General features: G+C 39.8%; 20 protein-coding genes. 14 read left to right on the top strand and 6 right to left on the bottom strand.

The annotated features are described in order from the left end of the window. Positions 1-153: 153 nt before the first annotated feature. Genes ACKWCF_RS04035 through ACKWCF_RS04045 form a run of 3 tightly spaced genes read left to right on the top strand, consistent with a single transcriptional unit; the run spans position 154 to position 3,507 of the window. A complete protein-coding gene (locus tag ACKWCF_RS04035) occupies positions 154-1,335 on the top strand; it encodes a CapA family protein (RefSeq protein WP_409479415.1) in 1,182 nt (393 codons plus the stop codon). A 15-nt stretch (positions 1,336-1,350) separates the two neighbouring features. After that, positions 1,351-1,788, top strand: a complete 438-nt coding sequence (locus ACKWCF_RS04040) for a hypothetical protein (protein ID WP_409479416.1) — start codon at positions 1,351-1,353, stop codon at positions 1,786-1,788. Positions 1,789-1,848: 60 nt separating this feature from the next. Continuing rightward, positions 1,849-3,507, top strand: a complete 1,659-nt coding sequence (locus ACKWCF_RS04045; protein ID WP_409479417.1) for a transglutaminase-like domain-containing protein — start codon at positions 1,849-1,851, stop codon at positions 3,505-3,507. 31 nt (positions 3,508-3,538) lie between these two features. Here ACKWCF_RS04045 and ACKWCF_RS04050 read toward each other — a convergent pair whose 3' ends face one another. After that, entirely contained in the window at positions 3,539-4,672 is a 1,134-nt protein-coding gene (locus ACKWCF_RS04050; RefSeq protein WP_409479418.1) for a radical SAM protein, read from the bottom strand. Further along, positions 4,662-5,168 carry a hypothetical protein gene (locus tag ACKWCF_RS04055; RefSeq protein WP_409479419.1) on the bottom strand — a complete coding sequence of 169 codons (507 nt, stop codon included), beginning with the start codon at positions 5,166-5,168 and terminating at the stop codon, positions 4,662-4,664. The genes ACKWCF_RS04050 and ACKWCF_RS04055 overlap by 11 nt, the downstream gene beginning before the upstream one ends. A gap of 80 nt (positions 5,169-5,248) precedes the next feature. Here ACKWCF_RS04055 and ACKWCF_RS04060 point away from each other — a divergent pair, with 80 nt between their 5' ends. Further along, positions 5,249-6,325 (top strand): phosphatase domain-containing protein, encoded by a 1,077-nt coding sequence (locus ACKWCF_RS04060; RefSeq protein WP_409479420.1) that lies wholly within the window; start codon positions 5,249-5,251, stop codon positions 6,323-6,325. A gap of 4 nt (positions 6,326-6,329) precedes the next feature. Here the strand turns inward: ACKWCF_RS04060 and ACKWCF_RS04065 are convergent, their stop codons facing one another. Both ACKWCF_RS04065 and secG read right to left on the bottom strand, forming a co-directional pair. Next, on the bottom strand, positions 6,330-7,118 hold the full coding sequence (locus ACKWCF_RS04065) for an AgmX/PglI C-terminal domain-containing protein (RefSeq protein WP_409479421.1): 789 nt from the start codon (positions 7,116-7,118) through the stop codon (positions 6,330-6,332). Between the two features lie 18 nt (positions 7,119-7,136). Next, complete coding sequence (secG, locus tag ACKWCF_RS04070) at positions 7,137-7,478, bottom strand: preprotein translocase subunit SecG (RefSeq protein WP_409479422.1); 342 nt, start codon at positions 7,476-7,478, stop codon at positions 7,137-7,139. A gap of 133 nt (positions 7,479-7,611) precedes the next feature. Here secG and tmk point away from each other — a divergent pair, with 133 nt between their 5' ends. The 8 genes from tmk to ilvA all read left to right on the top strand — a co-directional run bounded on the left by tmk (position 7,612) and on the right by ilvA (position 14,737). Next, a complete protein-coding gene (gene tmk, locus ACKWCF_RS04075) occupies positions 7,612-8,247 on the top strand; it encodes a dTMP kinase (protein ID WP_409479423.1) in 636 nt (211 codons plus the stop codon). Further along, entirely contained in the window at positions 8,235-9,188 is a 954-nt protein-coding gene (locus tag ACKWCF_RS04080; RefSeq protein ID WP_409479424.1) for an ATP-binding protein, read from the top strand. Before tmk ends, ACKWCF_RS04080 begins: the two co-directional genes overlap by 13 nt. Then, positions 9,175-9,969 carry a TatD family hydrolase gene (locus tag ACKWCF_RS04085; RefSeq protein WP_409479425.1) on the top strand — a complete coding sequence of 265 codons (795 nt, stop codon included), beginning with the start codon at positions 9,175-9,177 and terminating at the stop codon, positions 9,967-9,969. The genes ACKWCF_RS04080 and ACKWCF_RS04085 overlap by 14 nt, the downstream gene beginning before the upstream one ends. A gap of 28 nt (positions 9,970-9,997) precedes the next feature. Then, positions 9,998-11,005, top strand: a complete 1,008-nt coding sequence (gene gap / locus ACKWCF_RS04090; protein ID WP_409479426.1) for a type I glyceraldehyde-3-phosphate dehydrogenase — start codon at positions 9,998-10,000, stop codon at positions 11,003-11,005. Positions 11,006-11,015: 10 nt separating this feature from the next. After that, positions 11,016-12,239, top strand: a complete 1,224-nt coding sequence (locus ACKWCF_RS04095) for a phosphoglycerate kinase (protein ID WP_409479427.1) — start codon at positions 11,016-11,018, stop codon at positions 12,237-12,239. A gap of 13 nt (positions 12,240-12,252) precedes the next feature. Further along, complete coding sequence (gene tpiA / locus ACKWCF_RS04100; RefSeq protein WP_409479428.1) at positions 12,253-12,996, top strand: triose-phosphate isomerase; 744 nt, start codon at positions 12,253-12,255, stop codon at positions 12,994-12,996. A 243-nt stretch (positions 12,997-13,239) separates the two neighbouring features. Then, complete coding sequence (locus ACKWCF_RS04105; protein WP_409479429.1) at positions 13,240-13,527, top strand: hypothetical protein; 288 nt, start codon at positions 13,240-13,242, stop codon at positions 13,525-13,527. 1 nt (position 13,528) lies between these two features. Then, positions 13,529-14,737 carry a threonine ammonia-lyase gene (ilvA, locus tag ACKWCF_RS04110; protein ID WP_409479430.1) on the top strand — a complete coding sequence of 403 codons (1,209 nt, stop codon included), beginning with the start codon at positions 13,529-13,531 and terminating at the stop codon, positions 14,735-14,737. On the opposite strand, the gene ACKWCF_RS04115 is transcribed toward ilvA, so the two are convergent. Next, positions 14,734-15,984 (bottom strand): hypothetical protein, encoded by a 1,251-nt coding sequence (locus ACKWCF_RS04115; RefSeq protein ID WP_409479431.1) that lies wholly within the window; start codon positions 15,982-15,984, stop codon positions 14,734-14,736. The genes ilvA and ACKWCF_RS04115 overlap by 4 nt on opposite strands. Further along, the gene (locus ACKWCF_RS04120; protein WP_409479432.1) at positions 15,985-17,280 is read right to left on the bottom strand and encodes a hypothetical protein; all 1,296 of its coding nucleotides are present in this window, start codon (positions 17,278-17,280) and stop codon (positions 15,985-15,987) included. It lies immediately after the preceding gene. A gap of 47 nt (positions 17,281-17,327) precedes the next feature. On the opposite strand from ACKWCF_RS04120, the gene hisC reads away from it, so the two are divergent. Both hisC and cmk read left to right on the top strand, forming a co-directional pair. After that, positions 17,328-18,446, top strand: a complete 1,119-nt coding sequence (gene hisC / locus ACKWCF_RS04125; protein WP_409479433.1) for a histidinol-phosphate transaminase — start codon at positions 17,328-17,330, stop codon at positions 18,444-18,446. Positions 18,447-18,492: 46 nt separating this feature from the next. Then, the gene (gene cmk / locus ACKWCF_RS04130) at positions 18,493-19,203 is read left to right on the top strand and encodes a (d)CMP kinase (protein WP_409479434.1); all 711 of its coding nucleotides are present in this window, start codon (positions 18,493-18,495) and stop codon (positions 19,201-19,203) included. The last annotated feature ends 43 nt before the right edge of the window (positions 19,204-19,246 follow it).

A 19,246-nucleotide genomic window follows, 5' to 3' on the forward strand; every position in this document is an offset into this window, starting at 1 on the left:
GCCCGTTAAGCGTAAAATTGTCTCTGACGGGGAAATGTCACGGTAGAAACATTTTAACAACTTTCTAGCGTCAACTTTTTTGACAGGTAATCTTTACCACTGTGAGAATCATTACAGTTTAAAACAGGCTCTAAATCACTTATTTTAGATCCTATGAAAACACAGAAACTTGTAAGCCTATTTTTAGCCGTTCAATTTGTGACCGCTTCTGCTTTCTCGGCCGAAGTTCTTAAATTCAAACAGGGTTGTTCTTCGGGCGATGATATCCGTGTTGTGGGAGTTGGTGATTTGTTAATGCATGATCGTTTACAGATCCAGGCCTCGCAAAGCAAATTAGGTTTTAAAAGTTTATGGCCTTCTTTGATTCCCATCTTTAATGAAGCTGATATTGCCTACGCAAACCTTGAGGGAACGGTGGCTGAAGGGATAGTTCGCGGCGGAAAAGAAAGTGCAGATCCAGGTTTTGTTTTTGATAAAGCCGTTTATAGCGGTTATCCGGCATTTAATTATCATGGTAACTTAGTGGCTGATATTAAAGATTCTGGTTTTGATGTTGTATCAACGGCAAACAACCATTCTTTTGACCGCGAATCCATCGGTGTTGATAAAACAATTCAAGCCTTACAAGATGTTGGTCTTCCATACACAGGTACAAAAACAGCAGCTTTTGGCTCTGATGAAAAGTGGTATACGGTGACCGAAACAAAAAATCGCCGTATTGCGTGGCTAGCTTGTACTTATGAAACCAATGGTCGTCGTGATAAATTAAAACAAGTTCTTTTATGCTTTGATCAAAAAGCTCTAGTGTTAAAGACAATCAGCGATCTTGCTAAAGATCCATCAATTGATGCGGTTATCGTAACTCCACACTGGGGTGCTGAATACCAGCTACAACATAATTCGCAACAATCAAAACTTGGCCGTGAAATGCTTGAGGCTGGCGCTGTCGCAGTGATCGGAACACACCCTCATGTTGTACAGCCTTGGGAGAAATACACAACGAAATCCGGCCGTGAAGGATTTATTGCTTATTCAACAGGTAACTTCGTAGCTGGCCAAGCAGCGATTGAAAAACGCACATCATTAATGGTGAGCTTATCATTAACAGCGCACCCAGGTGAAAAATTAGAAATCCGCGGTGTTGAATTCGTTCCGTTATTAATCGATAGAAGCCGTGGTATTCAATCAAAAGATATGCGCCAAGCTTATCTAAATACGCCTGAAAAAATTGCTCCTGAAGCGGTAAAAATCTGGAGTGATAATTACGCTAAAGAAAATATCATGAAGCCAACGCGTAATGAGTCGCTAGAATCAATGTGTAATTTAAGTAAGTAAAAAAGGAAAAAGAAAATGTCGTTTTTTAAATTTTTAATTTTAGCCAGTTTTGTCGTTTCATCATCAGCTTTTGCAAGCCCAGCGTGTAATTCGTCTCGTGAAAAAATTGAATTTACTATTTCTGGATTAGTTCACGATAAAACAGTGAAAATCAATTTCTTCGGAGTAGCCGGTTTTAATTTAGAGTTACTTTCAAAAAGCCAGAACTCAATGGTCTTAATGTTAGATGGTCGCAAAGCTTATAGCTTAGACGCTGCTCAAGGTCGCGTGTATTCACAGAAAAGTGCATTAGGTGCTAATATGTTTAATTGCAAAGAAACGCCAGAGGCCTGTGCTAAAGTGCGCGGTGAGATCGTTATGCAGTTAGAAAACATCTTAGAGAAAGTCGATCAGACAAACACGCAAGCTAGGAATGCCGCAATCTGCGCTTTAGGTATTGCAAACAGCCTCTAGTGGCATCTAAATTGGATAACCTAAAAAGAATCTTAACCCTAAGTAACTAAAGGTGTTTTAATGAGCTTTTTAGGTGAAAATGTCGGCCTTTTGCGTCCGTTACTGGCTACTGTTTTGACAGTCTTATTCGTAGGCTGTCAGCCTCCTAAAAAAGATCATAAGCCAGCTCCGGCAAGTCCGTTTACGAAAGTATCCAACCTTTCAGAAACTACGACGACGTGCGAACAGAAAATTCGCCAAATTATGGTTTATAAAAGAATGGGTTTTGAAAATGTAAACGAGCTTTCAACCCAAGTTTCTTTTGCTAATGCTATTCTAAATCAACAAACTGAAACCGAATATTCATTGGCTCAGCTTAAAGACAACACAAAATCTCTTGAAGTGGCTTACACTAATGCCACACAAGATTACAAGCAATCATTCAGTTATGAACTATCTCTGAACAGCAAAGATTCTAAAGATCCAATGAATCTTCAAGTAAGCTATGAATTAACTACGGTAGACACGGCTTCTTCGTTAGAGCAACAATTCATGATTAACGAAAAATGTGAATTAAGAAAAACGCAAACTACTTTTGCCACGATTAAAAAGAAAAGTGATGTGAACTACACGTATTCGAAATCAAATTATTACGTTGATGGCGAATCAGATTCAAAAAAAGAAGACTTTACTCTTCCTGAAGGCAGCAAATTAGCTTCATTTATAACTGACAATGATAGCGCTGAAGCTTATGACAACAGTTATTCATTCAGCGATGGTCTTGGTGTATTTCAGTCTAAAGTGATTGAGCAGTCGCAAACACAAAAGAAAAAATTTGGTTTAGACTTAAATTTCAAAGTTACAAAAGTGGCTATCAAAAATGACAATTTCAAAATGGATTTTGAAGTCGGCCAAGACGACAAAGCCGGCGTGAAGTATTCTGAAGCTAACGGTCAAGTCACATGGACAGTACCACAAACTCTTTGGCAACAACAAGCTTTAGGTAGTCATCAAGATTTAGAACAAACTGTTGAAGTCGATTTACCAGCAGAATATTTCATAACAAATAACTCTATCGAGTTATCAGGAAATAAACTTCCGGCTTATGAGCATTTCGCTGCGTACTGGACAAAATCGCAAGAGACGACAACGGCTGACGGAAGAAAGTCAGTTATTTTAACTGAAAAAGAAATTCCAACAATCAGCGGAACAACAACGGCTAAAGATTTAGTTTCAAACAGCACTATTCAGACTGAATTACCCTTAATTCAAAAAGCCGCAAAAGCCATTTTGGCGGCTGAGCCCACAAACCGCGAAGCGCAAGTGCAAATGATTTTGGACTATCTTTCTAAATATTACGTTTATGACCACAGCATGGTAAGTAACAACGTGGTTCGTCCATTAACGACCGAAGAGGCTTTAAATCGTGGTAAGGGTGTTTGCCAGCACTATGCCGTTATCTTCACAGCGATTGCTCGTGCGATGAAAATTCCAACACGTATTATCGTGGGCTTTCACCTTTCAGAAACGTCAGCGGGTGGACATGCCTGGAACGAAGTTGAAATCCGTGAAGGCGTATGGCAAGTCGTTGAACCACAGGGTAAAACTTTAGCTTCGACAAACACGCGCTTCTATTTGCCATTAGTGCGCGGCACTTTCTTAGAAGATAAAGACGCTCAACAAGGCGACTGGATTATGGAATATCTGAATGTGGATTACAGCATCAAGGCTGCAAAATAAAAGGTAGGCCGTACCTTTTGTAGGCGGTGCGCTAAGAAACAGGACCTGGCACCGTTGGAAGTGGCTTAAACATATCTTTAAGTTCAGGAATTTGCATCGGTACTTTTTCTAAAGCCGAGATCCAAGTTTCTGGTGTTTCCATACAGAAAAACGCATTCCATTTTTCATTTTTAGATTTTAAGCGTTTAAAAACGAACGATAACATTTCACCACGTAAAGTTGCATCGTAGCGTAACTTATTTCCTTCAGACGGGAACATCTCAGCACCCACCACTAACGAGTTCACACCGAAGCGATCACGCATCATGTGGCGCTGCTCGGGTTGATAACGTAAAGTACCGATTGAAATAATTTGAACTTCTTCTGGTGTAAATTCACGGGTGATTTCATCAACTAAAAAGCCGTAATTTTCTTTCCATTCAGGGTGATAAATCATCGGATCAATATGAAAAGCTAATTTGTAACCTTGATCACGGCATTTTTTAGCCGCCGCAATGCGCTCATGAAAACGGGCCGTGCCGTGTTCTTCGCGATCAATCACATACGGTGGATTAATCGACCAGCTCACAACGATATTATCAGCGCCTTTTAAATCTAAAAACTGATCTACTTTAGCTGATTTTGTTTTAAATTCTAAAACCCATTTCGGGTATTGTTTGAAGAACTCGATCAGCTTACGCGAATATAAAGTGATTTCATCTAAAGAGAGTGAATCGATAATTTCGCCGGTGCCTACGCGAAACGGGTGGTTTGGAAATTCAGCGATCATGGCTTTAAGTTCATCTAAAGCCTGATCAATGTTCGTATAGATTAAAGACATCTTCGTATTTAAGTAGCTTTGTAAATAGCAGTAGCTGCAATTCATATTGCACTGGCTACCTAAATTTAAAACGTGATAATTACAGCACGTTAAAGTTTTCTTCTGCGTAGCCCCCGGGCAGCGCTTAAAGAACTGACCCTTGAATTCAGTTAAAAGTAATGTCTGCTTTGATAAATTAAATTCTTCAGCAGTCATCGGACCACGTTGTTGGCTCAAAAATCCAGCTTCAACCACTTCGATAATTTCAGCAGGGTAAAGTGAACGTACACGTGCGGCTACTTCAGAATTTTCTGAGCATTGGTCGATGTAGATCTTTTTAAATACCGGAAGCGTACTATTTGCCACTGATTTGCTCCTTCACGCGTTCTAAAGAAGAAATCGCTTTAATCAAATCAGCTTCTGAAGTGATAAACATTTTAAGTTCAATACCAGCACGATCACCACGACGTTCAAATTTAGTTTTTGAACCATACGGCCACGGAAGTTTTTCTAAACGTTCTTTTAATTCATCATCACGTTTTGTTGTGGCCGGGTAGCGTAACGCGCGTAAGTGCACCGACCATTTGCTAAAGTCATGGGATTGTTCAAATAAAGTTTCTTCGTGACCCATTAAAATAAGATCACTGATTAATTCTAAGTTTTTTAAGGAATCGGTATACGAAGTCCGGGCTTCGATTAATTGACCAACAGCCTTAAATAACAACTGCCATTGCAGGTCAGATTTAAGGGGGGATAAAAACACCAGATCAGAAGCTTTTACTTTTTTAGCTTCAATCCACGGCTCAACCGTAGCCGAAAACCCTAATTCTTTAGCTTTAAGTAAAAACTGATCTAGACCCATGGTCTAGGTGCTAAATCATTTTTGGATTTTTGGCAATAAAGCCCTTAAATCTCTGAGCGAATTATTGCATAATAAAAAGCATGAAAAGCTGGAAAAATACGGCAGAAATTAACTTAGATGTGGTTTATTTCAACTACAGGCAAGGTTATGATTTTTCTCAGCACTCAGAAGTCTATGTATGGGATCTGGATAAGACGTACTTAGATACCTCGATTGACTCATTAAAGGGTCTTTTTCGCACAATTTTTGAAAAATCTTTAACGAAGAAGAACGTGCCTGGAGCTTCAGAGCTTTTAAAAAGTATCTCAAGAACTCGTAAAAAGCACTTTACTGAATCTGACTTTCCACTGTTTTTCGTGTCCGCATCGCCTCCGCAAATGGAATCTAAGATCACAGAAAAGTTTGTCTTAGATGAAATCGCGCCGTTAGGCATGTTTTATAAAGACAACTTAAGAAACTTAACGCCCTCACGCTTATTATTCTTAAAAAAACAAGTAGGCTATAAGGTGCAAGCACTGATGCAGCTTCGCTGTCACTTAAACACTGACGTGCGCATGATTTGTTTTGGTGATGACTCAGAATCAGATGCGATCATTTATAATTTATTCTCGGATATCTGCGCCCGCCGTCACACACCGATGGTGTTAGAAAGATTATTAGAAGATCTTGGTATCTCAAACGCACAAATCGAAGAGATTTTAAAATTACAATCGTTAGTGCCAATTCAAGATCCGGTTGAGAAAATTTATATCAACTTAGCGACTGACACTGATCCTGATTATTACAATAAATTCGGGCGCCGAACGCTCGCTACTTACGACACTTTTCAAGTGGCTTTAGATTTAGTGCAAGATCAGCGTTTATCACTCGAAGAACTAGGTGTTGTGCTTCAGGCGCTAGAAGAAAAATACAACTACTCAACAACACAGTTAGTGCGCGGTTTTGAAGATCTGATTCGTCGTCGTGTGATCGGCTTGTCGTCGTTTGAAATGATTAAGAACTACTTGATCGAGAAAAAGAAAATCTCTTTATCGTGGTCACCGAAGTTTGAACCGTTAAGAGAGAAGATCGTGCAAAACGGTCACGTTTACCAATTAGACGGTTTATTTGAACCGTGGGTAAAAACTGACGTCAATTATCTAAACGATTTTTTTTAATTGCTTAGTCGAATTTAAGAGGGAACACAGTCGTAATCGCAGAGCCTGAAAACTTCGGAAATACCGTGCGCGCCACAACTTCTGACAAGCACGCTTTAAAAGATTTATCTTGAATATCAGAACGGTTGATTTCAACCTTAGTCACTTTGCCAATCGGAGAAATTTCAAACGAAATTAAAACCTGGCCGTGAGCTTGTTCAGTTTTTTGAATCAGCTGACCATAACATCTGAAAAAATCAGATTTTTTCGAAGCTAAGATCTCTTCAATTTTCGATTGCGGTAAAACGTCTTCAGGCAATGAAGTTTTTAAACCTTTTTGGCGCAGGCTTTCGACATTTTTTTCATTCGATAAAGCGTAATCCATCGCTGTTAGCTGGCGGCCTTCTTTACGAACCCAGAACGAAGGTTCTTTGCCAAAGCGTTCGATAAACACATCACCCGAACGAACAGTCACAAGCGTTGTTTTATCATCGGTTTGTTCAACTAAGATTTCAGAATTTTCTAAAACACGTAATTCGCCACCAGTTTGACTGAAAGTGATCAGTACATCAGACAAAGATGCTGTTTTAATTAAATCCAAGTGACGGATTTTTAAGCCTCTTTTCGCCGGAATATCATCGTACTGGTCAAGACCACGGGTGATCACTCCGGTTGGGGTGTCGGAATTAATTTCTGTGATTTTTGCGATTTCTTTAGAAGCTAAAAGATCAAGGTTTCGGGTTGGAACAAACACCGAAACCATAATGAGAGCAATGCCTATGATGATGAGTCCGATAACGACTCGGTTTTTCATGCCTGTAATAAACTAAAATTACTTAGTTTGTGTTGCAGATGCTGGCGGAGGTGGAACTTCAGTTGTTTCAGAAACTGCTGCCGCTGCATTCATAGGAGTTGTTGGAATAACAGCAGAATCAACTACTGAAGATTGTGTACGTGAAGATAACATCGCTAAGCCGATACAAGTGATCACAAGGATAACTGATACAACTTTAGTCATTGTAGCTGCTAATGTTGTAGCTCCTGTAGCGCCTAAAACTGAGTTTGAAGAGCTTTGAGAAGTAAATACGCCGCCACCTTTTGAGTCTTGCACTAAAACTAATCCGATTAGGGCTAAGCACGCTAAGATGTGAACAGTGGCTAAAAATGTAATCATGGATGGCTCCTTCAAGTTTGTCAGATAAACAAACCGTTAACTTATCGAATCAACATAATTCAGTCCAGCAAGGGTTCTCTTTACGCAGCGTTTAAAGGTGACAAAGCCGCAGGTTTGGAGCATATCTAAGTGGATGTTTTTTGTGGTCTTTGAAGGTTTAGATGGGTCGGGGAAATCCTCTTTGATGAAGAGGCTCGAAGCTCATTTAAAAAACACAGGACAAGATCTGATTATGACCCGCGAGCCGGGTGGCACTACTGTCGGTGATGAAATCCGCGAAATTATTTTAAAAAAACAAGCCGAACCGCCATCAGCACGGACTGAGTTACTTCTCTATCAAGCTAGCCGTGCCCAGCATGTAGACCTTGTGATTCGTCCAGCACTTGCGCAAAAGAAATGGGTTTTATGTGACCGTTTCTCGGCAAGTTCGATTGCCTTTCAAGGTGGCGGTCGCGGAATTTCTTTAGACCAAGTTCGCTGGTTGAATGATTTTTCGACAAGCTTATTAAAACCACATCTTACAGTTCTTTTAGATTTATCTGTTGAAGAGTCAAAAAAGCGCCGATCGCACCGTGAAAATACAACGGCGGTGGCCGAAGATCGTATCGAAGCTGAAGCGGATTCATTTCACGAAAAAGTTCGCCAAGGATTTTTAGATCAAGCGCATGCAGATTCAGAAAATTGGCTCGTGTTAAATGCAGCCCTTACACCTGAAGAATTATATAACCAACTGATTGCCAAATTAACGGAGAAAAAATGGCTTCGTTAATTCAGCAAGTGATTGGCCACGAAGAGCAAAAACACATGCTTGAAGCGGCGATTGAAAATAAATCATTGCCACATGCGATGGTGTTTTCAGGTCCTGCCGGTATTGGCAAGATGAAGCTAGCTGTCGCTCTTGCACAAAGCTTAGTGTGTGAAGAACCAGTGAGTGCTAAGGCTTGTGGTCATTGCGGAGCTTGTATCCGTGTTGAAAAAAATCAATCTGAAAGTGTGCGTCTTGTAAGCCCAGACGGTTTACAAATTAAAATTTCACAAGTGCGCGAGATCTTAGATTTTTTATCTTTAGCCAGCGATTCACAAAAACGTGTGATCATTATCGATCATGCGAATCAAATGAATCCACAGGCTTCAAATGCTTTACTTAAGACATTAGAAGAGCCACCTCAGGACGTTTATTTTATTCTAACGACAACGGATGTGCGCTTATTAATGCCAACGATTCGTTCACGTTCTCAAATTATTTCTTTTAAAGCTTTAACGTTACACAACTTGCAACGTATTAATCCAGGTCTATCAAGCTGGATGTATAAATCTTCACGCGGGCAAGCGGGTAAGTTATTAGACTTTTCTGAAGGTGAAACACTAGAGCGCAGAAACTCTGATTTAGGTTTTTTCGAACACTTCTGGTCGAACAAAAATTTTATTTTAGAAACAGATATCAAAGAGTACGTGAAAGACCGCGCTTCGGCGGGGGCTGTTTTAAAAAACTGGTACACGTTTACTCGTGATCTGATTGTGCTTATGCAGGGCGCTCGCGAGCAAATTTTAAACTCAGATCAAATTACTACATTAATCAAATTAGACTTTATTCCGGCTGAAAAACTTTACGATTTTTCATCAGCTCTCTTACAAGCCATGCAAGATATTGATAAACTAGATATGACTCTTTTGTTTGAGTCACTGTGGGTGAAACATGCAAGAGCTTAGTCAATTTGATTGGATTGATATCCACACACATCTAGACCGTTTAGAAGGTGGCCCCGAGGCCGCTTTAAAATTAGCGCAAGACAATGGCGTTAAAAAATTAATTACGATCGGCACTGAGCCAGAAGATCTGCCGATTGTTTTAGAGTTAGCACAAAAATATTACCCAGCTGTTTATTGCACGATCGGCGTTCATCCGCACGAGGGTGTTAAGTACACTGACGAAGTGGGTAAGTTTTTACGCGAAAATGCTTCTAAACCTGAAGTGGTGGCGATCGGTGAAATTGGTTTAGATTATTACTACAACCAATCTCCAAAAGCCGAACAGATGTATGCGTTTCGTGAGCAATTAAAGATCGCTCAAGAAGTAGGTCTTCCGGTTGAAATTCACACACGCGATGCCGAACCTGACACGATTGAAATTTTAAAAGAGTTTCAAGGTAAAGTGACTGGTGTTATTCACTGTTTTACCGGCACTGAATGGTTAGCTCGCGAAGCTTTAGCGTTGGGATTTAATATTTCAATTTCAGGTGTTGTTACTTTTAAAAACGCAGATTCATTACGTGCGATTGTGCGTGATGTGGTTCCGTTAGATCGTATTCATGTTGAAACCGATGCGCCGTTTTTAGCGCCGGTTCCGATGCGCGGTAAACCCAATACTTCAGCGTATATGGTTCACACGGCAAAACTTGTGGCCGAATTAAAAGGTGTCACAGTTGAAGAGTTAGCAAAGGCGACCCAAGCCAATGCAGCTAAAATGTTTAAAAAGATTAAATTTAATTAAAAAGAAGAAAAAAGTAGGAGACAAGAATATGTCAAAAGTAAAAGTAGGTATTAACGGTTTTGGTCGCATTGGTCGTGTATTTTTCAGAGCGGCTTTTGATAAATTAGACATCGCAGGTATCAATTCATTAGATGATTTAGATGGTTTAGTTCATTTATTAAAATACGATTCAGCTCACGGTATTTTTGAAGGTGATGTTTCTCACGATGGCGAAAATATCATCGTTAACGGTAAAAAAATTCCTGTTTCTAAAACTAAAGATCCAGCGCAAATCCCTTGGAAAGCTTGGGGCGTTGAATTAGTGATGGAATGTACTGGTGCTCTTAAAGGTAAAGATGATTATCAGAAGCACATCACAGCTGGTGCGAAAAAGGTTATGATCTCTGCTCCTGCAGACGGTGTTGATTTAACTGTAGTTTACGGTCTTAACCATACTCAATACGATGCTGCTAAACACACATTCGTATCAAACGCATCTTGCACAACGAACTGCTTAGCTCCGTTAGTAAAAGTTTTAGATGAATCATTCGGTGTTGAGTCAGGCACAATGATGACAATTCACTCGTACACTAATGACCAACGTATCTTAGATTCTTCGCACAAAGATTTACGTCGCGCTCGTTCTGCGGCTGTATCTATGATTCCTACAACAACTGGCGCAGCTAAAGCGGTAGGTTTAGTTTTACCTCACTTAAAAGGTAAAATTGACGGTATCTCGGTTCGCGTTCCAACGCCGAACGTTTCAGTAGTTGATTTTACTTTCAACGCTAAAAAAGAAATGTCAGCACAAGCGATCAACGATGCTTTACGTGCAGCTGCTAATGGTCCTTTAAAAGGCGTATTAGCTGTTGAAGAAAAAGAATTAGTATCTATCGATTTTAACGGTAACAAAAACTCTTCAATCGTAGATGCAAAAACAACTATGGTTATCGCGGGCAGCGGTAACAAGTTAGCTAAAGTTCTTTCTTGGTACGATAACGAAACGGGCTTCTCTAACCGTATGGTTGATATGGCTCTTTACATGATGTCGAAATAAGGTTGTTAAAATGTCTCAAGGTTTAAAAGGTATTAAAACAATCCGTGATTTTGAATTAGCAGGTAAAACTGTATTTTTACGTTTAGATTTAAACGTACCGTTAGATAAAAAAACTAACAAAATCACAGATGAAACTCGTATTAAAGCTGCGCTTCCGACAATTAATTACGCTCTTGAAAAAGGCGCTAAATTAATCGTGGCTTCGCACTTAGGTCGTCCTAAATCTAAAGATGATAAGCAATATTCAATGGAACCAGTTGCAAAAAGACTAGGTGAATTATTAGACGTTGAAGTTGTGTTAATGGACGAGCCAGATTCAGAAGGTGTTAAACACTTCTTATCGGCTCCGATGAAAAAACAAATCATCTGTTTAGAAAACTTACGTTTTGACGAACGTGAAACTGAAAACAAAATTGAATTAGCGCAACAATGGGCGTCTTACACAGACATCTACATTAATGATGCTTTCGGTGCCTCACACCGTGCGCACGCTTCTATTCATGCTTTCCCTTCAGTGATGAAGCAAAAAGGGATTGGTTTATTAATCGAAAAAGAAATCAAAATGTTAGACGGTTTATTTGAATCGCCTAAAAAACCTTACATCGCCGTTCTTGGTGGTGCGAAAGTTTCTGATAAAATTCCAGTGATCGAAAAATTAATGGATATCTGTGATGGCTTCGTAATCGGTGGAGCTATGGCTTACACATTCTTAAAAGCTATGGATATTCCAGTAGGTAAATCTTTAGTTGAAGCTGATAAGGTAAAATACGCTAAAGAAATGATCCAGCGTGTGGAAGCTCGTAATAAAACTATTTTATTACCGGTAGATCACGTAACGACTTTATCTTTTGGTGATACTGAAAATATCAAAGTAACTTCAAACGCTGAAATTCCTGAAGACCGTATGGCTTTAGATATTGGTCCACAAACTATCCGTAACTTCCGTGCGTGTTTAGAAAAAGCCAGCACGATTTTCTGGAATGGTCCAATGGGTGTATTTGAAGTTCCAGCTTTTGCTAAAGGTTCTTTTGCGGTAGCAGAAGCTTTAGCTAATAACCCGGGCTTAAAAATTGTAGGTGGTGGTGATTCAGCCGCAGCCGCAGAAGCTTCTGGTTTTGCCGACAAAATGACTCACATCTCAACGGGTGGTGGGGCATCTTTGGAGTACTTACAGGGTGAAAGACTTCCAGGTCTTGAAATATTAAGACCGATTAAACAGTCAGAAGTAATGTAATTAAGAGGTATATATGTCTAAGAAAATTTTTGCAGCTAACTGGAAATTACAAAAAAACCCTCTGCAGGCGAAAGAGTTCTGTGAAATTTTTCGCGCACAGGTTGTGCCTCAAACTTATTTTTGGGATCACAAAGAAATTTTCATTTTTCCGCAAAACTTTTCTTTAGATTCTGTGATTCATGCGATGAAAGATACTCCTGTATTCACAGGCCCGCAGAATATTCATACTGAAAAATCAGGGGCTTTTACCGGAGAAAATTCGGCGGTGTTTGCTAAAGAGATGGGTGCTAAAACAATCCTTCTTGGCCACAGTGAGCGTCGTCAGTACTTCGGTGAAACACATGAAGCTTTAAATAAAAAAGTAAAACTTTGCCAAGAGTTAGATTTGCTTCCGGTATTTTGTATCGGTGAAACTTTAGCCGAGCGTGAGAAAGGCGAAACAGAAAAAGTTTGTTTTGAACAAATCACACAGGCCTTAAATGGTATTGATAAATCAAAACGCATAGTTGTGGCTTACGAGCCAGTATGGGCGATCGGTACGGGTAAGGTAGCTACTGTTGAGCAAGTTAAAGAAATTCATGAAAAGCTTTATCACAAAATGGCTGATTTAAATTTCTCGAACTTTCAGCTTCTTTACGGCGGAAGTGTAAAGCCAGATAACGCGAAACAACTGTTAGAAGTTCCGCATGTGGATGGGTTCTTAATTGGTGGGGCATCGCTTGAAGTGGATAGCTTCATGAAGATCTGCTCGCAGTAAAATCTGACTCAAAATAGCTCTAAAACTATTTAAACAATAGCTCATAGAAACAGCGTCTCAGTATGAAGCGTGCTTCGCCACGACTTGAAACGCTGTCGTTCGATTTACGCTTTCGCGTCAAGTCATTGATCATGCTAAAAAGTCTCTGCCTCAATTAGATTATCTTAAAGCTAGAAAACGGCGGTCAAAGTTTTGCAGTTCATAGTCTTAAGTCTAGAATAATAGAAGTAAGAGAGGCCACCAATGTCGAAGACAAATACACCAGCTACCCAAGAGACAGAGCATATCCATTTCAGAAGATGCCACGTTTGCGGCACAATGAATGAGCGCGCAAGTTCTTTAGTAGACCGTTGCGGGAGCTGTAATAAAGCTTTAGCTCCGTTTGTCTTCTTTGATGAGCAACGTGCCCTAGGTGTCTCTGATGAAGCGCCTAAAGAAGAGCCTTCAAAACGTGCCAGCACGATTAAAATAACCCGTCTAGCCACAGAAACTATTTATCCACCTATTTGGGGACTTACAGTATATTGGTAGCATGCGAGTTACCTTAGACGATATCCAAAAAGCCCAAACGACCATTGAAAAATTAGTGAATTACACCCAGTGCGATTTCTCGAAATCGCTAACTGATCTTTTGGGTTCAGATATTTTTCTAAAACTTGAAAACACACAAAAAACCGGAAGCTTCAAAATCCGTGGAGCTTCAAATAAAATCACAAGCTTAACAGCTGATGAAAAAAAACGTGGGGTGATCGCTTGCTCTGCCGGAAATCACGCGCAAGGTGTAGCACTTAGTTCGTCGTTAAATAATGTAAAATCAACTATCGTTATGCCCGTGAATGCACCGATTGCCAAAATCGAAGCGACTAAACGCTACGGTGCTGAAGTGATCATGCACGGATCAATGTTTGACGAAGCTAAAGAGCACGCTGAAAAATTAGCGAAAGAAAAAGGTTACGTATTTGTTCATCCTTACGAAGATGAACGTGTTATCGCAGGTCAAGGCACAATTGGTTTAGAGATCTTTCAACAAATCCCGGCTTTAGATACGGTGGTTATTCCTATCGGTGGTGGCGGATTAATTTCAGGTATCTCTACAGCGATTAAAGCTTTAAATCCAAAAATTAAAATTATCGGTGTGCAAACAGAGTTAGTTAGCACTATGGCGCAAATGTTTCACACGAAAAAATTTGTGCCGTTAACAAAACCAGTAGCAACATTAGCTGATGGTATCGCGGTAAAAACACCGAGTGAAACAATGTTTCATTCGTTCATCGAAAAAAATGTGGATGAAGTTGTTACTGTCACTGAAGATGAAATTGCTGAAGCTATCGTGTTCTTATTAGAACGCGCAAAAACCGTGGCTGAAGGTTCAGGTGCTGTAACTGTAGCAGCAGCTTTATCTAAAAAATTATCTTTAGGTAAACGCACATGCTTAATCGTAAGCGGTGGTAACATTGATTTAAATATCGTTTCAGACATCATTAACCGCGGCCAGATTCAGCGCGGAAGACTTTGTGAATTATCAGTGACAGTGCCAGATGTACCAGGAAGCTTAAGCCGTTTAACTCAAGTGATCGCTGAACATAAAGCGAACGTGCTTGAAGTTCATCACGATCGTATCCGTCACGGTTTAAACTTAAAAGAAACACGTATTGAGTTTGTTTTAGAAACAACATCACACGAACATATCAAGCAAATCATCGCAGCTCTTGAAAAAGCAGGCGCTAAAGTTAACGCCTAAATCTTCCAGTGAATTGATAACTGGTCGTTTTCTTTTAACTGATGACGGCCAGATTTAATCGATTTGTTATTGATCTTAATAAAACGTTTATTGTGATCAAAATCCGAATATAGATAAAAAGTATCTAAAGTTAAACCCGGAACCGTTACAGTGTATTCACCGTGGTAGTTGTTTTCTTTCATCGACATTGTTGTCGGTTTAAAGAACTGGGTTAAATCTTCTAAAGCAAAACTTTCATCAAGTAAAAATCCGGCACACACATCAGAGTCAGCAATAAAACTTAATTGCGCTTCAGATTTTAACGCGAATTTCTCAGGCTTTTTTGGACTATTCATTTTTAATAATAAATACTTTAAAGCCTGACGGATCACACCTTGTAATTCAAAGTTATGCTCGCCCGTCGGGTGGGCTTTTGAAACCACAGACTTCGGTGGCATGATCAGCTTGATCTGATTTAAAATCGGCTGTGATAAGAACTGGTGTAACTTGTAGTGATATACAAATTCTTGAATCATTGCTGATTCGATCACGTGTGAAGCGGCACACATTTTATCGGCAAATTGTGTGCTTGAAAAATCGATATTGATCGTGCGTGAATTCTGTTTTTCTTCAATTCCTAAAGCCACTTTTAAAAGTTTATCGTGGTATTTAAGACTTAATTCATCACGGCCTTGCGCGCGCAGATCAAACTGGCGGTCAAATTCAGCCTTACATGTTTTAAACCAGATCTGTTGAAAATCAGGTTCACTTAAGAAATCTAAGTAGGGTGTCGCACGAAAACAGCTTGTGTAGTGTTCGATTTGTTGTTCAAAAAATTCAGTTAAGCTTTGTTTTTGCGGATGTGGTTCAATCATCATTGACCATAACATCGCATTTTTTTTATGCGCTTCAACTAATGGCGATAATGGAATTTTAAACTGAACCTGGCTGATATCATCACTCCAGATTAAGAATAAGTTCGTTGTCAGTGATGAAATAAAGAAAACTTTAGAGTAGCTATAGCCGCCGTTTTCAGGATCGTTGGTGATAAAAATATCACCGGGATTAAGTTTTAAATACTTTTTAACGATTTGATAACTGACCAGACGGCTTGTGGTTGTCGAACACAGCTCAGTATCACGCGAAAATAATAGATCACCGTTTAAATTCACTAACGAAGCATTCTTAAAGTGATTTAAGAAACTTTGAAAGTAGTGGTAATCCAAGTGACCGTAAGAGGCTAATTGTAAACTTTTATTGTCAAACATCTAGATCCTCTTAAAAATCTCTGTAGTCCAAGAAAAAGGGCTTACAGCATTGTCTAATTTTTTAAATAAAATATTTAAGTGACCAGTCCACTCAAGGCGTTCTTCTTTCACTTTGTGTAAAAGAATATCGTAACCCAATTTGTTCACCACGAAATCCTGAATGATTTTTAAATCAAACGGCTCTTCATAGTGAGCTTGGCCTTTTTCTAAAACTTTGAACTGTGATTCGATTTTGCTGCATAAGACATTTTCATTAAGCTTTGGAAAAAGCTGAATCAAGTTGTCGTCTTTAGAAATCGTTTTGTAAAACGCATCAACCACTAAAGTTTTAACTGAACGGCCAGCTAACATCGGGCCCGGTTCAATCGCTGCCGGAACTTTTGAAAACACTAAGTGACCCGATGAGTGAATCTTAACTTCAGAAAACGGGTGAATGCCAATCGCTTCTGATTCGATATGTTCGTAATCAACTTTACCCCAAGGGCTATTCCAAACTGGAGAAGTTTTGTTCTTCATCACGATCCAACGTTCTAGGTCAGTGTGAATAAGAAGATCTTTTTTGTTGTTCTTAAATAAATGATGTAAAAATTGGTCAGCACTGAAATACAGATCAATGTTTTCAAAATCTTGCTGAAACTGATCTTTCACCCAGAAGTGAATTTCAGGCGTAGTTAAAGATTCGCCTTCATCATTAGTAGTGCCTAAACAATCCTGAATTTCGCTAACGATCTCTTCTTTCGTGCCTTCGCTACCGGCGTTAATCAAAGTTTTGCGCAGGCAATTTAAATTTTCTGGTTCTGGATTGGTAAATACTGAAAAGCCTTGTTCTAAGAAAAAATTCTCAATCGATGTGATTTGCTCTTCGGTAAATTGACTTAAACTAATCACAACTTTGTTGGCTTCGGGATTAACTTTTTTGACTCGTTCCATTTCAGTTTTTAAATGATCGATTGAAAATTTAGTGCTTAAAGGAATAATCAAAGCCGCCGCAGCCAATGACAGACACGTTGAGTTTTCAAACGTGTAGTTATTTTCTTGGTGTTCGTTTAAAACCTGAATCACGCTTCCGCCTAAGCGAAAAGACTTTAAGCGGTCTAAATATTTGGTCACGATATAGACTGAAGAAATCGGGTGTTCAGCAACCAAAGGTTTAACGTGTTGGTTTAAAATGGCTTTTAAAGATGTCTGCGGTAAGAAGAAAGTTTTTTTAAGCAAAACATCGGACGAAGAAACACTACGGGCTTCGATTTCCGCGTAGGATTCCCCTAAATAAATTGCAAGTGAAGCATTGGACATAATAAGTTTGTCTATGTTAGAGATAAGTATATAAAGGGTCAATCACTATGAAAGTTTCTGCAGAGATTTTAAGTCTAGTTCCGTACAAGCCAGGCAAGCCAATTAGCGAAGTTCAACGTGAATACGGTTTATCTGAAGTTATTAAATTGGCGAGCAATGAAAACCCTTTAGGTCCTAGTCCAAAGGCTTTGCAGGCTATCCACAAGAGCTTGACGGAACAGCACCGTTATCCAGATCCATCATGTTATGACTTGATTCAAAAAATTGCGACAAAATGGAACGTACCTGCAACCCAAGTGGGAATCGGTAACGGTTCTAACGAAATTATCGATCTTTTAATCCGTATTTTCTGTGAGCCCGGTGACTCAATTCTGACAACAGAAGCGGCTTTCGTGGCCTACAAAGTCTGCGCGCAAGCGGCTCGCGTAAAAATCAGAACGGTGCCTTTACGCCCAGATTTAACAATGGATTTAAAAGCCATCGCTGATGATTTTTACCGTAATCCATCATCAAAAACGCAATTAATTTTCATTCCAAACCCGAACAACCCGACGGGAACAGCTGTGGGCGGCGGAGAAATGGAAGAGTTTTTAACTCGCCTTGGAAATCGTGATGACGTGTTGTTAGTGTTTGATGAAGCGTACACAGAGTATGTGCGTGATCCAAATTTCAAAGCGGCTTCATCATTCTATAATAAATATTCAAACGTAATCGTGATTAAAACTTTCTCGAAAGTTTACGGTTTAGCAGGTCTTCGCTTAGGCGCGATGTTAGCTCCTGAATTCGTGTTAGAGCTTTATAATCGCGTAAGAAATCCGTTCAACGTGAACGAGTTGGCCCAAGTGGCAGGTATTGCCGCTTTAGATGATGTTGAATACATGCAAGCTTCACAAAAAAGCGTGTGGGAAGGTTTAGATTATTTCTACAAAGAATTAACTCGTTTGAAACTTCCGTACTTTAAATCAGAAGCAAATTTTGTTTTATTCGATACGCAAAGAAATGCTGAACTTTGTTTCAAAAATTTATTAGCAAAAGGTATTATTTTACGTCCTGTAGGTAACTACGGATTTCCCACATATTTACGCATGACTGTTGGGCAAAAAGACGAAAATCAAAAAGCCATTGCTGCTATTGAAAAAATGCTTTCTGAAGTTCCTAAAAATTAGGAGCTTATTATTACATCACACAGAGTTAGAAATAACTCTGTGATTCATGAAAAAACCTTTCGACAAACTTGAAAACTTTGCGGTAGGTTACGATCCCATGGGTTATGTTATTACAATTGATGGGCCAGCGGCTTCAGGCAAATCTTCGCTTAGTCGTGAGCTCTCAAAAAAATTAAACTGTCCGTGGGTTTCCACTGGCGCATTCTATCGCGGTTTAGGTTACGCGGCGCTGCAGCTTAAGACAGATTTAACAGACCCTATCGCTCTGTCAGAACTTTGTAATTCTGATGTCTGGGAAGTAAGACTTGCCTGGGAGCGCACTCAAGTATTCTTTAAAAATGAAAACGTAACCGACCAAATTGCCCAAGAGGCGGTAGGTAACGTGGCTAGTAAAATCAGCCATTACCCTGAGGTTCGCCAATCTTTATTAGATCACCAGCGTAATTGTGCCCTAGTTAACGACGGGCTTATTGCCGAAGGCCGCGACTGCGGGACGGTGGTTTTTCCACATGCTGAGGTTAAATTGTATTTAACAGCAGACTCTGAAAACCGCGCCCAGAGAAGAGCCCAAGAGTTAGGCATGGATGAGAAATCCCTGGTTCAGCAGCAACAGATTCGAGATAAGCAGGATTCGACACGTAAAGTGGCGCCTTTATCTATCCCGGCTGATGCCCTTGTGATCGACACAACGACCATGGATTTAGCCCAAGTGGTAGCAACCGCTGAGAACTACATCCGTAGCCGAATCTCTCTCTAGTTCCCCCTCTGAAATGGGCCCCCAGACGTCCCAAAATTCTCCA

This window comes from Pseudobdellovibrio sp. HCB154 (assembly GCF_046267985.1).
In the GTDB taxonomy this organism is placed as follows: Bacteria; Bdellovibrionota; Bdellovibrionia; order Bdellovibrionales; family Bdellovibrionaceae; genus Pseudobdellovibrio.

What these genes read in the sequence shown, in the direction of transcription:
- ACKWCF_RS04040 (WP_409479416.1), top strand. Translation starts at nt 1,351, where the DNA reads ATGTCGTTTTTTAAATTTTTAATTTTAGCCAGTTTTGTCGTTTCATCA.
- ACKWCF_RS04055 (WP_409479419.1), bottom strand. Translation starts at nt 5,168, where the DNA reads ATGGGTCTAGATCAGTTTTTACTTAAAGCTAAAGAATTAGGGTTTTCG.
- secG (WP_409479422.1), bottom strand. Translation starts at nt 7,478, where the DNA reads ATGATTACATTTTTAGCCACTGTTCACATCTTAGCGTGCTTAGCCCTA.
- hisC (WP_409479433.1), top strand. Translation starts at nt 17,328, where the DNA reads ATGAAAGTTTCTGCAGAGATTTTAAGTCTAGTTCCGTACAAGCCAGGC.
- ACKWCF_RS04080 (WP_409479424.1), top strand. Translation starts at nt 8,235, where the DNA reads ATGGCTTCGTTAATTCAGCAAGTGATTGGCCACGAAGAGCAAAAACAC.
- ACKWCF_RS04085 (WP_409479425.1), top strand. Translation starts at nt 9,175, where the DNA reads ATGCAAGAGCTTAGTCAATTTGATTGGATTGATATCCACACACATCTA.
- ACKWCF_RS04105 (WP_409479429.1), top strand. Translation starts at nt 13,240, where the DNA reads ATGTCGAAGACAAATACACCAGCTACCCAAGAGACAGAGCATATCCAT.
- ACKWCF_RS04060 (WP_409479420.1), top strand. Translation starts at nt 5,249, where the DNA reads ATGAAAAGCTGGAAAAATACGGCAGAAATTAACTTAGATGTGGTTTAT.
- tpiA (WP_409479428.1), top strand. Translation starts at nt 12,253, where the DNA reads ATGTCTAAGAAAATTTTTGCAGCTAACTGGAAATTACAAAAAAACCCT.
- gap (WP_409479426.1), top strand. Translation starts at nt 9,998, where the DNA reads ATGTCAAAAGTAAAAGTAGGTATTAACGGTTTTGGTCGCATTGGTCGT.
- ACKWCF_RS04095 (WP_409479427.1), top strand. Translation starts at nt 11,016, where the DNA reads ATGTCTCAAGGTTTAAAAGGTATTAAAACAATCCGTGATTTTGAATTA.
- cmk (WP_409479434.1), top strand. Translation starts at nt 18,493, where the DNA reads ATGAAAAAACCTTTCGACAAACTTGAAAACTTTGCGGTAGGTTACGAT.
- ACKWCF_RS04115 (WP_409479431.1), bottom strand. Translation starts at nt 15,984, where the DNA reads ATGTTTGACAATAAAAGTTTACAATTAGCCTCTTACGGTCACTTGGAT.
- ilvA (WP_409479430.1), top strand. Translation starts at nt 13,529, where the DNA reads ATGCGAGTTACCTTAGACGATATCCAAAAAGCCCAAACGACCATTGAA.
- tmk (WP_409479423.1), top strand. Translation starts at nt 7,612, where the DNA reads ATGTTTTTTGTGGTCTTTGAAGGTTTAGATGGGTCGGGGAAATCCTCT.
- ACKWCF_RS04045 (WP_409479417.1), top strand. Translation starts at nt 1,849, where the DNA reads ATGAGCTTTTTAGGTGAAAATGTCGGCCTTTTGCGTCCGTTACTGGCT.
- ACKWCF_RS04035 (WP_409479415.1), top strand. Translation starts at nt 154, where the DNA reads ATGAAAACACAGAAACTTGTAAGCCTATTTTTAGCCGTTCAATTTGTG.
- ACKWCF_RS04065 (WP_409479421.1), bottom strand. Translation starts at nt 7,118, where the DNA reads ATGAAAAACCGAGTCGTTATCGGACTCATCATCATAGGCATTGCTCTC.
- ACKWCF_RS04120 (WP_409479432.1), bottom strand. Translation starts at nt 17,280, where the DNA reads ATGTCCAATGCTTCACTTGCAATTTATTTAGGGGAATCCTACGCGGAA.